The sequence below is a fragment of the Pseudomonas sp. 008 genome (assembly GCF_016861935.1).
Lineage (GTDB): Bacteria > Pseudomonadota > Gammaproteobacteria > Pseudomonadales > Pseudomonadaceae > Aquipseudomonas.
In genome coordinates this window covers 111,697-127,595 of the sequence record NZ_BOMA01000008.1, presented here as the reverse complement: position 1 = coordinate 127,595, position 15,899 = coordinate 111,697, and the positions used below count along the sequence as shown (strand labels likewise).

Below are 15,899 nucleotides of genomic sequence, written 5' to 3'. Positions count from 1 at the left end.
GAAATGGATGCCATGGACAGTTACATCCGCTGGTTTCAACGCTTCATCTGGATAGGCATCGCAATGAACATGGTCTTCGCGATTCCGGCGCTGTTCGCGCCGGCATTGCTGACCTCGATGCTCGGGATGCCTCCGCAGCTCTCCGATCCTTGGCTGGAGAACGCCGGCATGTTGCTGGTGGGGATCAGCCTTTTTTACATGCCGTCAGGCTTCAATGCCCCCAAATACGTGGTGCATTCGTGGCTGTGCGTATTGTCGCGGTTGGTCGCCGTGGCGTTCTGGATCTACCTGATCAACACCAGCAACCAGGCTCAGGTGTTCGTGCCGATGCTGCTGGGCGATCTGGGCATGTTCCTGATCCTCGGGATTCTGCTGTACCTGGGCAGCGCGCCGGCCAATCGGCCGTTCGCCCTGCTTCGCGATGGCTGGCGTGAGTGGCGCGCAGCGTGGGCGCGACGCTGGCGGCGGCACAGCTTCAAGGTCGCCACGCTGGTCGTGGTGCTGGCGCTGGGGTTTATCGGTTACGAAACCTGGTACCAGATGCTGCGAGTGGTGCCGGCCGAGCAATATGCTTCTGACGAAGACCACTACAAATACGCCGCCATCGGCCTGGGCATCGAAGCACGGATTCCCTATTACCTGTTCGCCGTGTTGCCGCAGATGTGCCCGGAGAAACTGCCGAAGCCCGGCGGTTACGAAGTGTTCGGTTTCCTCTACGAGAACGGCAAGGACCTGCCGATCGGCATGGCCAAGCGGCAGATCGGCTACCCGACCGTGGAGCCAAATTGCGCCTTGTGCCACACCGGCTCCTACCGCGCCAATGCCAGCGACGTTGCTACCCCGGTGGCTTCCGCGCCGGCCAATACCCTGCAACTGCAGGCCTTCCAGTGGTTCGCCTACGATTGCGCGAGCGACCCGAAATTTACGCCTGATGCGGTGATGACTGCGATCAACAGCAAGTTCCAGCTCGGGTTTTTCGAACGGTTGTACAACCGTTATCTGATCATCCCGATGGCCACCAGCGCGCTGATCAAACAAAAGCAGGCCTATGCCTGGCAGAAGCTGCGCGCACCGCAAGGGCCGGGGCGCACCGACACCTTCAACCCGACGAAAATGGTGGTGTTCGGCTTCCCGGATGACTCGACCATCGGCACCGTCGACTTGCCGCAAGTCTGGAACCAGAAGCCCCGGGAGTCGCTGTACCTGCATTGGGACGGCAATAACAACGACATCCATGAGCGCAACTACGCGGCGGCCATGGCAGTGGGCGCGACGCCGGAGTCGGTGCTGCCGGACAGTTTCAACCGGGTGACCAATTGGCTGCTGGGCCACAAAGCACCGGCCTGGCCGTTCGCGCTGGATCAGGCCAAAATCGCCCGGGGCAAGCCGGTCTGGGAAAAAAATTGCGCCAGTTGCCATGACTTCGGTCGCACCGACACCGGTCAGGTCACCACCACTATTGATGAACTGGGCACCGATCCCCATCGGCTGAACTCATTTACCACGGGGCTGGTGACGGCTTTCCACGGCTTCAAGAAACCGCCGTTCGACTTTGGTGCCTACCGCAAGACCCAGAGCTATAGCAACACGCCCACCGACGGCATCTGGTTGCGCGCGCCGTACTTGCACAACGGCTCGGTGCCGACCCTGTGGGATTTGCTGCAACCGGCGGAACTGCGGCCGCAGGTGTTCTTCACCGGCTCCGACATTTACGACAAGGACAAGGTCGGCTTCGTCACCAGTGGCGAGCAGATGAAAGCCTCGGCGGACTTCAAATACGACACACGCCTGGAGGGCAACCACAACAGTGGCCACCTGTACGGCACGCAGTTGTCGGAACTCGATAAGCGGGCGCTCATCGAGTTCATGAAAACCCTGTGATTCCACTACGGATGGAGGAAGGCGACATGTCATTGGTCAGTCATTGGGAACACGAGTACGACAAGGTCAAGCTGCGTTTGCACGGCTTGTTCACCCGCCTGGAAATGGCCTGGAAGAAGCTCGTCAGCGAGCTTGAACCGGAGGAGTACCAGGCCATCGTCGCGCTGCTGCAGCGGGGGCACGATCAGGCGCAATACGTGCTCAAGCACGGCGACTTGCCGGACGATCAACCGAGTGTGCCGTGGGAGTTGTCCCATGGTTTGTCGATCCTGCACATCGGCAACGCCAGCCCCTTGCCGCAATCGGTAGATGAGCTGCAAACCCAAGTGCTCAAGGACGGCAGCCTGCTCGGTTGTCGCAAATGGGAGCTGCTGGATCTGTTGTGGAGCGAAGCGCTGCTCAAGTGGATCGAGAACCTGCGGCATCACGCACCGTTCGCCACCAACCCGGCGTTGATGCGCATGGACAGCGACGTGACCCTGGCCATTGCCGGCGACTGGGGCACCGGGCCGTTCGACAGTCATGCCCCGGCGGTGGCGGTGGCCAATCAGATGCAACTGGCCCAGGCTGACTTCACCATTCATCTGGGGGATGTGTATTACGCCGGCACCCGCTCCCAGGAAGACGTCGACATGGTCGGCTGGCCGATGGGCAAGCAGGGCTCGTTCACCCTCAACTCCAACCATGAGATGTACAGCGGCGCCCATGGCTACTTCAAGGAACTGGCCAAGCGTTTCCCAGCGCAACAGGGCACCAGTTATTTTGCGTTGTACAACGATGACTGGCTGGTGATCGGGCTCGACACGGCTTATGCCTCGGATCCGATTAACCTGTACATGGACGGTGCGCTGAACAAGCAGCAGATCGACTGGATGAAAGACTTGCCCCAACGCAAGAAGATCATGGTGCTCAGTCATCACCAGGGCTTTGACATTACCGGGCATGACAAGACGGCGTTGTATCAGCCGGTGTGTGATGCCTTGGGGCGCGAGCCGGATTACTGGTACTGGGGGCATTTGCATAACGGCATCTGCTACGCCACCCAGGGTGGGCTGCATGCACGTTGCGCCGGGCACGGGGCGATTCCCTACGGCAATGCCAGCGAGTTGAACGGGCATTCGCGGGTGCTGTGGTCGGAAACACAAAATGCGCGGGATGAGGCGTACCCGGATCGGGTGTTGAACGGTTATGTGAAGGTGCGGCTGGTGGGGGAGAACATCGAAGAGACGTTTATTGGCGAGGATGGTTCGGTGCGGTGGTCTTCAAATTAGCGAGGAAGGATCGTTCCCATGCCTAGCGTGGGAACGATCCGATTTCGATTAACCCTGAACCGGAACACCTTTGAGGTAAGGCGCAGGCTCGGCCCCCAGGTTGTTCAGCATCCGCTCGCTGTACCAGTCCACGAAGTTCACCACGCCGAACTCATAGGTCTTGGAGTAAGGCCCTGGCTGGTACGCGGTGGAGTTGATCCCGCGCTGGTTCTCTTCGGCCAGGCGACGGTCCTGGTCGTTGGTCGCATCCCAGACCTGGCGCATGCGCTCCACGTCATAGTCCACGCCTTCGACCGCGTCCTTGTGGACGATCCACTTGGTGGTAACCATGGTTTCCTGGGCGCTGATCGGCCACACGGTGAACACGATGATGTGGTCGCCCATGCAGTGGTTCCACGAGTGCGGCAGGTGCAGGATGCGCATCGAGCCCAGGTCCGGGTTCTTGATGCGGCCCATCAGTTTGGCGCAGCCCTGTTTGCCGTCCATGGTCATCGATACGGTGCCCTTGAGCAGCGGCATGCGCACGATACGGTTACGCAGGCCAAAACTGGCGTGGGCGTAAGGGATCTTCTCGGCTTCCCAGGCAGCGGCGGAAGCGGCTACGTGGTCCTTGAAGGCCTGGTCGGCACGCGGGTCGGTGACGTCGTCCCATTCCAGCAGGGTTTTCAGCAATTCCGGGTGTGAACCGCCGCAGTGGTAGCACTCGCGGTTGTTTTCCAGCACCAGTTTCCAGTTGGCCTTTTCCATCAAGGTGGTTTGCACAGCCACCTTGGTGTTCTCCATGTCGTACGGTTCCATGTAATGGCTGAGCGTCGACAGGAAGTCATCGATGGCCGGCGGGTTTTCTGCCAGGCTGATGAAGATGTAACCGCCGGCGGTCTTCACGTTCACCGGTTTGAGGCCGTACTGCTTCATGTCGAAGTCGGCGCCCATTTCGGTGCCGGCGAACAGCAGGCGACCGTCCAGTTCATACGTCCACTGGTGGTAGTGGCAGACCAGTTTGGCGACTTTGCCTTTTTCACTGGTGCACAGGCGTGAACCACGATGGCGGCAGACGTTGTGGAACGCATGCACCACGCCGTCGGCGCCGCGAATCACGATGATCGGGTTCTTGCCGACCTGCAGGGTCAGGTAGTTGCCCTTGGTCGGGATCTCGCAGGTCATGCCAGCGATCAACCACTCTTTCTGGAAGATTTCCTGCATGTCGATATCAAACAGCCGCTCGTCAGAGTAAAACGGCTGCGGCAGCGAGAAAGTGCGCTCGCGCTCTTGCAGCATCTGCGCGGTGGCCTTGCGTGCGGGTTCCAGTGGATCGCCGAGGCTCAGGGTAGTGGTGACGTCCATCATGTGTTTCCTCAAGGCCATCTGCGTGGCCGCGAAAGTGGCTGATCAGGTTTGCTACGCAAGGTGTAAAGGTTGTGTCTTGGTATGGGGCGAGTGTGGGGCCGGCGCTCCCCGGAACCTTATCCATGGGCGACATGGCCCAATCTGTTCCCGACGCGCAACCCCCGGTAATTGGGGGCTGGTCGCGATAAGTATGTCAATGTCGCAGATAGGTAAATGGCGGGGCTGCGCTATACGCAGAATCGCCAACATAAAGGCCGGTAGTCGGCCGTGGAGATCAGCATGTCCAACAACTTCCTGAACCCGGTAACCACCCAGACCTGGGCCAATGGTCGACACATTGTCCGTTGCGTCAAAGTCATCCAGGAAACCTGGGATGTGCGCACCTTCTGCTTTATGGCCGACCAGCCGATCATGTTCTTCTTCAAACCGGGGCAATTCGTCACCCTGGAGCTGGAAATCGAAGGCCAGCAGATCATGCGTTCGTACACCATTTCCAGCTCGCCGTCGGTGCCGTACAGCTTCTCGGTGACGATCAAGCGCGTACCGGGCGGCAAGGTCTCGAACTGGTTGCATGACACCCTGCATGAAGGCTACGAACTGGCGGTGCACGGCCCGGTCGGGCTGTTCAACGCCATCGACTTTCCGAACCCGAAAGTGCTGTACCTCAGCGGCGGCGTGGGCATCACCCCGGTGATGTCCATGGCGCGCTGGTTCTTCGACACTAATGGCAATGTCGATATGGCCTTCATCCATAGCGCCCGCTCGCCGAAAGACATCATTTATCACCGCGAGCTGGAGCACATGGCGTCGCGGATCGAAAACTTCAGCCTGCACCTGATCTGCGAGAAACACGGTTTCGGTGAGCCGTGGGCCGGATACCGCGGCTATCTCAACCACAAGATGCTCGAGCTGATGGTCCCGGACTTCCTTGAGCGGGAAGTGTTCTGCTGCGGCCCGACGCCTTACATGAACGCGGTCAAGCGCTTGCTGGAGAACGCCGGCTTCAATATGAAGCGCTACCACGAAGAGTCCTTCGGCGCCACGCCGCCAGAGGCAATCGCTGATGCAGAGGAACACGCTGAACAAGCGGCCGACGCCCCTGCAATCGACGCCGCCGACCTGCACCAGGTGGAGTTCACCGCCTCCGACAAGAGCATCCGCGTGGCTCCGGGCGAAACCGTCCACGCCGCTGCCGCCAAACTGGGCCTGATGATCCCCAAGGCCTGCGGCATGGGTATCTGCGGTACCTGCAAGGTAATGAAACTTGCCGGCGAAGTGGAAATGGAACACAACGGCGGGATTACCGAGGAAGACGAAGCCGAAGGGTTCATCCTGTCTTGCTGCAGCGTGCCGAAGGGTGACGTGCGGATCGAGTATTAAAGTCCGGGGGAATGAGTGACCTGAGCATGGTCACTCATTTTTACTCGGTAAAACATTGTTGGTCATTAGTGTTGTGCGGAGATTTAATTAATATTATTGGTGTTGTTTTTGTGTGAGGCGTTTGATGTATATGCCAATGAGTGTTAGGTCTCCTGAGCCGCCTGGGTGGATGTTAAGTGTGAACTTTTTGCGTAGCACGTCAGCAGTTTCTTTTTCGCTAATGAAAATGGTGTCGGATTTGGTCATCGATAGCATTTCATTATAACCGTCAGGGTTTACTGCTTTGTCGGGAGCATACAATAACTCGCCTTCATTGTTGTCCGGCGCTATAAGAGCTAATGTATGGATGTAGTATCTATCGTCTTTCTTCTGATAGATCTTGTAGCTGACAGATCTAGCTCCAATGCCGCCGTCGACTACAGCAACATCGCCTGCTCTAACCGCTAGATACTCTGGGGATGAAGGGAGATTGTGCAAGAGGCGTTTTTCATCTTGGCGTTCCATTTGATTTTCCTTTATATATAAAACGTCTATGAGGTAAAGACCCATGGGGGATATCGGCCCGCTGAGTAAGCATGAATTTAATAGGGGCGTGATAAGTCGTCTAGCTATCAGTTCTTACAGCTAGACAAATCTGTAGGGCTGTGATTCTTGTGCGCTGAGAGTTTTGAACTTTCAACAAGAACATTGTTTAAGTGAAGCGGCGCAAGAAGTCCGACCGTTGGATCGACAGATTTACGCCGTTTTAAAATTGGCGTTGAAAACTCAATCTACGAACAGATCCGGTATCAACGTAGCGTTGCTGTCCGGTTCGTAGCGATAGTGGGAAAACTCAGTCGTTCCGTGTTCGCGCAAAATCTCTTCATCAATCAGCAACCGACCGGTAATGCTGCGACCGCTGCTGTCGAGAATGATGTGGGCGGCATCCGCCATGATCGCCGGTGTGCGGGCATGCTTGAAGGATTCGCGCGACCCCAGCTGAAATTCGATGGCAGCCGTGGCGATCATGGTCTGCGGCCACAGGGAGTTGACGCTGATGTCATAGGCGGCAAATTCCTCACTCATGCCCAGGGTCAACATGCTCATGCCGTATTTGGTCACTGTGTAGGGGCTGTACTGGGCGAACCATTTGGTGGCCAGGTTCAGCGGCGGTGACAGGTTGAGGATGTGGCCGCTGGATTTTTTCAGATAGGGCAGGGCGGCCTGGCTGCACAGCAGTACGGCGCGAGTGTTGATCTGGTGCATCAGGTCGAAGCGCTTGAGTTCGATGTGTTGCACACCGGTCAGCTTGATCGCTCCTGCATTGTTGACCAGCGCGTCGATGCCGCCGAAATGCTCATTGGCGTCAGCCAGGGCCTGGCGCACGATGGCTTCATCGCGCACATCCACCTCCAGGGCCAGCGCCTTGCCGCCCGCGGCTTCGACTTCCGCTGCCACGCTGAAGATGGTGCCAGGCAGTTTGGGATGAGGGGCGGCGCTTTTCGCGGCAATCACGATGTTGGCCCCGTCCCGCGCGGCCCGCAGTGCAATCTCACGCCCGATCCCGCGACTGGCGCCGGTGATGAACAGGGTTTTGCCTTGTAATGACATGCGGACGCTCCCGATTGGCGTGATCCGAGCGGATCGAAATGGCTCGCAGTCAATGTAGACCAACTCGTGCGGGACTGTGGCAAGGGGGGGTAAGCCCCCTCGCCATAAGATCTCTTGCCAATCAAATAGCTGAGGTCGAGCGCAGAACCTGTGGCGAGGGAGCTTGCTCCCGTTGGGTTGCGAAGCAGCCCCAAAGCCTGAGCATGCGGTCTGTCAGGTGGACCGCGTTGGCTGGTTTTACGACTGCTGCGCAGCCGAGCGGGAGCAAGCTCCCTCGCCACAAAAGTTGGTGGGGTGTCAGGCTGTCATCACGTGCCGAATATCCGCTGCCAGTTCCCGCACGCGTTCTTCTTCGGTGTCCCACGAGCACATGAACCGTGCGCCACCGTTGCCGATGAAGGTGTAGAAGCGCCAGCCCTTGGCGGTCAGTGCTGCGATGGCCGGCTCCGAGAGTTGCAGGAACACACCGTTGGCCTGCACCGGGAACATCAGTTCGACGCCAGGAATGTCGCTCACCAGTTCGGCCAGCAACTGCGCGCAGTGGTTGGCGTGGCGGGCGTATTTGAGCCAGGCGTCGTTTTCAAGAATCCCGACCCAGGGGGCCGAGAGGAAGCGCATCTTCGACGCCAGTTGCCCGGCCTGCTTGCAGCGGTAGTCGAAGTCTTCGGCCAGTTTGTGGTTGAAGAACAGAATCGCTTCGCCCACCGCCATGCCGTTTTTCGTACCGCCAAAGCACAGTACGTCGACGCCGGCCTTCCAGGTCAGGTCGGCTGGCGAGCAACCCAGATAAGCGCAGGCGTTGGAGAAACGGGCACCGTCCATGTGCAGGTTCAAGCCCAGTTCTTTACAGGTGACGCTGATGGCGCGGATTTCTTCCGGGGTGTACACGCTGCCGACTTCAGTGGCCTGGGTCAGGGTCACGACGCGTGGTTTCGGGTAGTGGATGTCCTGGCGCTTGAGGGCAATTTCGCGGATCGATTCCGGCGTCAGCTTGCCGTTTTCGGTGCGGGCGATGAGCAGCTTGGAACCGTTGGAGAAAAACTCCGGAGCGCCGCATTCGTCGGTTTCGACGTGGGCGGTTTCCGAGCAGATCACGCTGTGGTAACTCTGGCACAGCGACGACAGGGCCAACGAGTTGGCCGCGGTGCCGTTGAAGGCGAAGAACACTTCGCAGTCGGTTTCGAACAGTTTGCGGAATTGATCCGCGGCGCGTGCGGTCCACTCATCGTCGCCATAAGCGCGCTGGTGTCCGTGGTTGGCCTGTTCCATGGCAGCCCAGGCTTCAGGGCAGATACCGGAATAGTTGTCGCTGGCGAATTGTTGGCTCTTGTCGGTCATGGCCGGCTTCCGTGATCGAGGCGCTTGTGGCGCTTCGTTGGTCAATGATGATGTGCACTTTACCGAAGATCGTCCGGGGAGCACACGGGATGAGTCTGTCAGAAAAATACAAACGCCTTGGGCAATTATGCACATGACGCAGAGGGACGGTGCACTGGATCTGCTCAAGTGGCTGGCGCTGTTGAGCATGGTGCTCGATCACCTGCGATATGTCGGTTATTCCCTCGATCTGCTGTATGTGCCGGGCAGATTGGCGTTCCCATGGTTCTGTCTGGCGATGGCGGCGAACCTGGCGCGTGTCCATACAGTGACGACCGATGGCCAGTGGCGCTACCTCGGTTGGTTGTTGCTGTTTAGTGCCCTGAGCGAAATTCCCTACCGGATGTACATCCCCGATCCCGACACCTTAAACGTGTTGCTCACGCTGGCCCTGGGGTTGTTGGTGGCCCGTGGCTGGCAGCACGGGCCAGTTCAGTCGCGTCTGTTGGCGGTCGTTGCCTTGGTGCTGGCGGCAATGTTTCCGCAGCGACTGATGTTCGGTTTCTTCGGCGTACTGTTGCCGCTGGCGATGTTGCTGGTGATCCAGCGGCCCTGGTATTTCAGCCTGTTGCCGGGGTTGGTGTGCCTGGCGGCCAATCAATGGCAGGTGCTGTACTCCGCAGCCTGGTTCGGCAGCGGTGCGGCGATTTTCGGCATTGCCGCTTGTCTGATTGCGCCATTGTTGGGGCTGCTGTTATTGCGACATGCCCAAGGCATCCAGCCACCGCCGATGCGCCGCTGGGCCTACGCGCTCTATCCCGGGCATTTCCTCGCGCTTCTGGCCTTGCGCCAACTCATCGCCTGACGCCCGTCCCCTGTGGCGAGGGGGCTTGCCCCCGTTGGGCTGCGAAGCGGCCCTAAACCCTCAGAGCGTGGTTTATCAGGCAAACCCCGTTTGTTGATTTTGCGACTGCTGCGCAGTCGAACGGGGGCAAGCCCCCTCGCCACAAGAGCCTTCCTGGCTCAGCCTTCTCGGTCCATGTCGTAAACGCACCTTTGCGTGGCGTCCATAGGCATTTGACCTGTCTGCGCCGGTCATACCATCGCATCCAAAGGGCACTGCCGTAACGCCAGTGCCTTACCGAGACGAATGGCGCATAGATGCCGCTGGGAGAGACGCGATGTTCAGCAAGCAAGACCAGATCCAGGGTTACGACGATGCACTGCTGGCGGCGATGAATGCCGAGGAGCAACGCCAGGAAGATCACATCGAGCTGATCGCGTCAGAGAACTACACCAGCAAGCGCGTGATGGAAGCGCAAGGCAGTGGCCTGACCAACAAATACGCCGAAGGCTATCCGGGCAAGCGCTACTACGGTGGCTGCGAGCACGTCGACAAGGTTGAAGCCCTGGCCATCGAACGCGCCAAGCAATTGTTCGGTGCCGATTACGCCAACGTGCAGCCGCACTCCGGTTCTTCGGCCAACAGCGCCGTTTACCTGGCCCTGCTGCAAGCTGGCGACACCATTCTGGGCATGAGCCTGGCCCACGGCGGTCACCTGACCCACGGTGCCAAAGTGTCGTCGTCGGGCAAGCTGTACAACGCTGTGCAGTACGGCATCGACACCAAAACCGGCCTGATCGACTACGACGAAGTCGAGCGTCTGGCCGTCGAATGCAAGCCGAAGATGATCGTCGCCGGTTTCTCGGCCTACTCCAAGACCCTCGATTTCCCGCGTTTCCGCCAGATCGCTGACAAGGTCGGTGCCCTGCTGTTCGTCGACATGGCTCACGTTGCCGGTCTGGTCGCCGCTGGCCTGTACCCGAACCCGCTGCCATACGCTGACGTGGTGACCACCACCACCCACAAGACCCTGCGCGGTCCACGTGGTGGCCTGATCCTGGCCAAGGCTAACGAAGAAATCGAGAAGAAGCTCAACGCCGCGGTGTTCCCTGGTGCCCAGGGCGGCCCGCTGATGCACGTCATCGCCGGTAAAGCAGTGTGCTTCAAGGAAGCACTGGAGCCTGGCTTCAAGGCCTACCAGCAACAAGTGATCGACAACGCCAAGGCAATGGCCGGCGTATTTATCAAACGCGGCTACGATGTAGTGTCCGGCGGTACCGATAACCACCTGTTCCTGGTCAGCCTGATCCGTCAGGGCCTCACCGGTAAAGAGGCGGACGCAGCACTCGGTCGCGCCCACATCACCGTGAACAAGAACGCTGTCCCGAACGATCCACAGTCGCCGTTCGTGACCTCCGGCCTGCGTATCGGCACCCCGGCGGTGACCACTCGCGGCTTCAAGGTCGCCCAGTGCACGGAACTGGCCGGCTGGATCTGCGACATCCTCGACAACCTCGGCGACGCCGATGTCGAGGCCAATGTCGCCAAGCATGTGGCAGCCCTGTGCGCGGACTTCCCGGTTTATCGCTGAGCGCGGTTTTGGAGTAAATGACTATGCAACGCTATTCGGGCTTCGGCCTCTTCAAACACTCCCTCAGCCACCATGAAAACTGGCAGCGCATGTGGCGTACGCCGACCCCGAAAAAGGTCTACGACGTAGTCATCGTCGGCGGTGGCGGGCATGGTCTGGCGACCGCCTACTACCTGGCCAAGGAGCACGGCATCACCAACGTGGCCGTGGTCGAGAAAGGCTGGCTGGGCGGCGGTAACACCGCGCGCAACACCACCATCGTGCGTTCCAACTACCTGTGGGACGAGTCGGCGCACCTGTACGAACACGCGATGAAATTGTGGGAAGGCCTGTCCCAGGACCTGAACTACAACGTGATGTTCTCCCAGCGTGGCGTCTACAACCTGTGCCACACCCTGCAGGACATTCGTGATTCCGAGCGTCGGGTCAGCGCCAACCGCCTCAACGGCGTGGACGGCGAACTGCTTGATGCCAAGCAAGTGGCAGACGAGATCCCGTACCTCGACTGCTCCAAGAACACCCGCTACCCGGTGATGGGCGCAACCGTTCAGCGTCGCGGCGGCGTGGCCCGTCACGATGCCGTGGCGTGGGGCTTTGCCCGTGCCGCCGACGCCTTGGGCGTGGACCTGATCCAGCAGACCGAAGTGATCGGTTTCCGTAAGGAAAACGGTGTGTGCATCGGTGTTGAAACCAACAAGGGCTTCATCGGCGCCAAGCGCGTCGGCGTGGTGACTGCCGGTAACTCCGGGCACATGGCCAAACTCGCCGGTTTCCGCCTGCCGATCGAATCGCACCCGCTGCAAGCGCTGGTGTCCGAGCCGATCAAGCCGATTATCGACAGCGTGATCATGTCCAACGCCGTACACGGTTACATCAGCCAGTCCGACAAGGGCGACCTGGTGATCGGCGCCGGTATCGACGGCTACAACGGCTACGGCCAGCGTGGTTCGTACCCGGTGATCGAGCACACCATCCAGGCCATCGTCGAGATGTTCCCGGTGCTGTCGCGCGTACGCATGAACCGTCAGTGGGGCGGCATCGTCGACACCACGCCGGATGCGTGCCCGATCATCTCGAAGACTCCGGTACCGAACATGTTCTTCAACTGCGGTTGGGGCACCGGTGGCTTCAAGGCTACACCTGGCTCGGGCAACGTGTTTGCCGCAAGCCTGGCCAAGGGTGAAATGCACCCATTGGCTGCACCTTTCTCCATCGACCGCTTCCATAGCGGTGCGTTGATCGACGAACACGGCGCTGCAGCAGTCGCCCACTAACAGGAGAAATCCCTATGTTGCATATCTTCTGTCCTCACTGTGGCGAACTGCGCTCCGAAGAGGAATTCCATGCATCCGGCCAGGCGCACATCCCGCGTCCACTGGATCCGAACAGCTGCACCGACGAGGAGTGGGGCGACTACATGTTCTTCCGCGATAACCCTCGCGGTCTGCACCACGAACTGTGGGATCACGTCGCCGGTTGCCGTCAGTATTTCAACGTGACCCGTGACACCGTGACCTACGAGATTCTCGAAACCTACAAGATCGGCACCAAGCCGCAGTTCACCGACAAGACCGACAGCCCGAAAGCGGCCGCCACGGCTCTGGGAGAGAAGGTATGAGCCAGATCAATCGCCTGTCCAACGGCGGACGCATCGACCGCAACAAAGTGCTGAGCTTCACCTTCAACGGCCAGGTCTACAAAGGCTTTGAAGGCGACTCCCTGGCCGCAGCCTTGCTGGCCAACGGTGTCGACATCGTCGGCCGCAGCTTCAAGTACTCGCGCCCACGCGGCATCTTCGCCGCCGGTGCCGAAGAGCCGAACGCCGTGCTGCAGATCGGTGCGACCGAAGCCACGCAGATCCCGAACGTACGCGCCACGCAACAAGCGCTGTATCAAGGCCTGGTCGCCACCAGCACCAACGGCTGGCCAAGCGTGAACAACGACATGATGGGGATTCTCGGCAAGGTCGGCGGCAAGCTGATGCCACCGGGCTTCTACTACAAAACCTTCATGTACCCGCAATCGTTCTGGATGACTTACGAGAAGTACATTCGTAAGGCAGCTGGTCTTGGCCGTTCGCCTACCGAGAACGATCCGGACACCTACGACTACATGAACCAGCACTGCGACGTGCTGATCGTCGGCGCTGGCCCTGCGGGTCTGGCGGCTGCACTGGCGGCTGCCCGCAGCGGCGCCCGTGTGATCCTGGCCGATGAGCAGGAAGAGTTCGGCGGCAGCCTGCTCGACTCCCGCGAAAGCCTCGATGGCAAACCAGCTACCGAGTGGGTTGCCAGCGTCATCGCCGAGCTGAAAAACACCCCTGACGTGCTGCTGTTGCCGCGCGCCACGGTCAACGGTTACCACGACCATAACTTTCTGACCATTCACGAGCGCCTCACCGATCACCTCGGCGACCGCGCCCCGATCGGCCAGGTGCGTCAGCGCATCCACCGGGTTCGCGCCAAGCGCGTGGTGTTGGCGACCGGCGCTCACGAGCGTCCACTGGTTTACGGCAATAACGACGTGCCGGGCAACATGCTCGCCGGCGCTGTGTCGACTTATGTACGTCGCTATGGCGTGGCACCGGGCAAGAAGCTGGTGCTGTCGACCAACAACGACCACGCCTACCGCGTTGCCCTGGACTGGCTCGACGCCAGCCTGCAAGTGGTGGCCATCGCCGACGCCCGCAGCAACCCTCGCGGTGCGCTGGTGGAAGAAGCGCGCGCCAAAGGCATTCGCATCCTGACCGGCAGCGCCGTGATCGAGGCCCGAGGCAGCAAGCACGTGACCGCTGCTCGCGTTGCCGCGATTGATGTAAAAGCACACACCGTGACCAGCCCGGGCGAATGGCTTGATTGCGACCTGGTCGCCAGTTCCGGCGGTTACAGCCCAGTGGTTCACCTGGCTTCGCACCTGGGTGGCAAGCCGATCTGGCGTGAAGACATCCTCGGTTTCGTACCGGGCGAAGCACCGCAGAAACGCGTGTGCGTCGGTGGCATCAACGGCGTCTACAGCCTCGGCGATTCGTTGGCCGATGGTTTTGAAGGCGGTGCTCGCGCTGCCAGCGAAGCCGGTTTCGGCAAGGTCGAAGGCGTACTGCCCAAAGCCCTGAGCCGACTCGAAGAGCCGACGCTGGCGCTGTTCCAGGTGCCTCACGAAAAAGCCACTGCCCGTGCGCCGAAGCAATTCGTCGACCTGCAGAACGACGTCACCGCGGCCGCCATCGAACTGGCGACCCGTGAAGGCTTCGAGTCGGTCGAGCACGTCAAGCGCTACACCGCACTGGGCTTCGGCACCGATCAGGGCAAGCTCGGCAACGTCAACGGCCTGGCCATTGCCGCCCGTTCGCTGAACGTGACCATCCCGCAGATGGGCACCACCATGTTCCGTCCGAACTACACGCCGGTGACTTTCGGCGCCGTGGCCGGTCGTCACTGTGGGCACATCTTCGAGCCGGTTCGCTTCACCGCGCTGCATCACTGGCACGTGAAGAATGGCGCCGAGTTCGAAGACGTCGGTCAGTGGAAACGTCCTTGGTACTTCCCGAAAAACGGTGAAGACCTGCATGCCGCCGTAAAACGCGAATGCAAAGCCGTGCGCGACAGCGTCGGCCTGCTGGACGCTTCGACCCTGGGCAAGATCGACATCCAGGGCCCGGACTCCCGCGAGTTCCTCAACCGTATCTACACCAACGCCTGGACCAAGCTCGACGTGGGTAAGGCGCGCTACGGCCTGATGTGTAAAGAAGACGGCATGGTGTTCGACGACGGCGTGACTGCATGCCTGGCCGACAACCATTTCGTGATGACCACCACCACCGGCGGCGCTGCGCGCGTGCTGCAATGGCTGGAAATCTACCACCAGACCGAATGGCCAGACCTGAAGGTGTACTTCACTTCCGTGACGGATCACTGGGCAACCATGACCCTGTCCGGGCCGAACAGCCGCAAGCTGCTCAGCGAAGTCACCGACGCCGACCTGAGCAACGAAGCCTTCCCGTTCATGACCTGGAAAGAAGCCCTGGTCGGTGGCGTGCCGGCGCGGATTTTCCGGATTTCGTTTACCGGTGAGCTGTCGTACGAAGTCAACGTGCAGGCCGACTATGCGATGGGCGTGCTGGAAAAAATTGTCGATGCTGGCAAGAAGTACAACCTGACGCCATATGGCACTGAAACCATGCACGTACTGCGGGCCGAGAAGGGCTTCATCATCGTCGGTCAGGATACTGACAGCTCGATGACCCCGGACGACCTGAACATGGGCTGGTGTGTCGGTCGCACCAAACCGTTCTCGTGGATCGGCTGGCGTGGCATGAACCGCGAAGACTGTGTGCGTGATCAGCGCAAACAGCTGGTTGGCCTGAAGCCGATCGATCCGACCAAATGGCTGCCGGAAGGTGCGCAACTGGTGTTCAACACCAAGCAAGCGATTCCGATGACCATGGTGGGTCACGTGACTTCCAGTTACTTGCACAACTCCCTGGGCTATTCGTTTGCCATGGGCGTGGTGAAAGGCGGCTTGAAGCGCATGGGTGAGCGGGTGTTCGCACCGCTGGCCGACGGCAGCGTGATCGAGGCGGAAATCGTTTCTTCGGTGTTCTTCGATCCGAAAGGCGATCGCCAGAACGTGTAATCGATCGCCCCCCGCGCCAGGCGCGGGGGGCGACAAAGAATTCAGG

The 15,899-nt window shown here is 59.9% G+C and carries 12 protein-coding genes; 8 read left to right on the top strand and 4 right to left on the bottom strand.

Features of this window, described 5'->3' with window-relative positions; all coding sequences use genetic code 11:
- The first annotated feature begins 12 nt into the window (after window positions 1–12).
- Together JUI81_RS17895 and JUI81_RS17890 are read left to right on the top strand one after the other, a co-directional pair.
- The gene (locus JUI81_RS17895) at window positions 13–1,881 is read left to right on the top strand and encodes a hypothetical protein (protein WP_204124761.1); all 1,869 of its coding nucleotides are present in this window, start codon (window positions 13–15) and stop codon (window positions 1,879–1,881) included.
- Between the two features lie 26 nt (window positions 1,882–1,907).
- A complete protein-coding gene (locus JUI81_RS17890; RefSeq protein ID WP_019580680.1) occupies window positions 1,908–3,152 on the top strand; it encodes a metallophosphoesterase in 1,245 nt (414 codons plus the stop codon).
- Window positions 3,153–3,200: 48 nt separating this feature from the next.
- On the opposite strand, the gene gbcA is transcribed toward JUI81_RS17890, so the two are convergent.
- A complete protein-coding gene (gene gbcA, locus JUI81_RS17885; RefSeq protein ID WP_018928791.1) occupies window positions 3,201–4,496 on the bottom strand; it encodes a glycine-betaine demethylase subunit GbcA in 1,296 nt (431 codons plus the stop codon).
- Between the two features lie 282 nt (window positions 4,497–4,778).
- Here gbcA and gbcB point away from each other — a divergent pair, with 282 nt between their 5' ends.
- Window positions 4,779–5,879 carry a glycine-betaine demethylase subunit GbcB gene (gene gbcB, locus JUI81_RS17880; RefSeq protein WP_204124760.1) on the top strand — a complete coding sequence of 367 codons (1,101 nt, stop codon included), beginning with the start codon at window positions 4,779–4,781 and terminating at the stop codon, window positions 5,877–5,879.
- 93 nt (window positions 5,880–5,972) lie between these two features.
- Here the strand turns inward: gbcB and JUI81_RS17875 are convergent, their stop codons facing one another.
- The 3 genes from JUI81_RS17875 to JUI81_RS17865 all read right to left on the bottom strand — a co-directional run bounded on the left by JUI81_RS17875 (window position 5,973) and on the right by JUI81_RS17865 (window position 8,807).
- Complete coding sequence (locus JUI81_RS17875; RefSeq protein ID WP_204124759.1) at window positions 5,973–6,383, bottom strand: hypothetical protein; 411 nt, start codon at window positions 6,381–6,383, stop codon at window positions 5,973–5,975.
- A 261-nt stretch (window positions 6,384–6,644) separates the two neighbouring features.
- On the bottom strand, window positions 6,645–7,469 hold the full coding sequence (locus JUI81_RS17870; RefSeq protein ID WP_019580684.1) for an NAD(P)-dependent oxidoreductase: 825 nt from the start codon (window positions 7,467–7,469) through the stop codon (window positions 6,645–6,647).
- A gap of 297 nt (window positions 7,470–7,766) precedes the next feature.
- The gene (locus JUI81_RS17865; RefSeq protein WP_018928794.1) at window positions 7,767–8,807 is read right to left on the bottom strand and encodes a low specificity L-threonine aldolase; all 1,041 of its coding nucleotides are present in this window, start codon (window positions 8,805–8,807) and stop codon (window positions 7,767–7,769) included.
- 127 nt (window positions 8,808–8,934) lie between these two features.
- On the opposite strand from JUI81_RS17865, the gene JUI81_RS17860 reads away from it, so the two are divergent.
- The 5 genes from JUI81_RS17860 to JUI81_RS17840 all read left to right on the top strand — a co-directional run bounded on the left by JUI81_RS17860 (window position 8,935) and on the right by JUI81_RS17840 (window position 15,853).
- Window positions 8,935–9,651 (top strand): TraX family protein, encoded by a 717-nt coding sequence (locus JUI81_RS17860; RefSeq protein WP_204124758.1) that lies wholly within the window; start codon window positions 8,935–8,937, stop codon window positions 9,649–9,651.
- Window positions 9,652–9,967: 316 nt separating this feature from the next.
- The gene (gene glyA / locus JUI81_RS17855; protein ID WP_019580686.1) at window positions 9,968–11,221 is read left to right on the top strand and encodes a serine hydroxymethyltransferase; all 1,254 of its coding nucleotides are present in this window, start codon (window positions 9,968–9,970) and stop codon (window positions 11,219–11,221) included.
- Window positions 11,222–11,244: 23 nt separating this feature from the next.
- Window positions 11,245–12,495, top strand: coding sequence for a sarcosine oxidase subunit beta (locus tag JUI81_RS17850; RefSeq protein ID WP_007936415.1), 1,251 nt, complete (start codon window positions 11,245–11,247; stop codon window positions 12,493–12,495).
- Between the two features lie 14 nt (window positions 12,496–12,509).
- Complete coding sequence (locus JUI81_RS17845; protein WP_007907563.1) at window positions 12,510–12,839, top strand: sarcosine oxidase subunit delta; 330 nt, start codon at window positions 12,510–12,512, stop codon at window positions 12,837–12,839.
- Window positions 12,836–15,853 carry a sarcosine oxidase subunit alpha gene (locus JUI81_RS17840; protein WP_018928797.1) on the top strand — a complete coding sequence of 1,006 codons (3,018 nt, stop codon included), beginning with the start codon at window positions 12,836–12,838 and terminating at the stop codon, window positions 15,851–15,853. The genes JUI81_RS17845 and JUI81_RS17840 overlap by 4 nt, the downstream gene beginning before the upstream one ends.
- Window positions 15,854–15,899 lie beyond the last annotated feature (46 nt).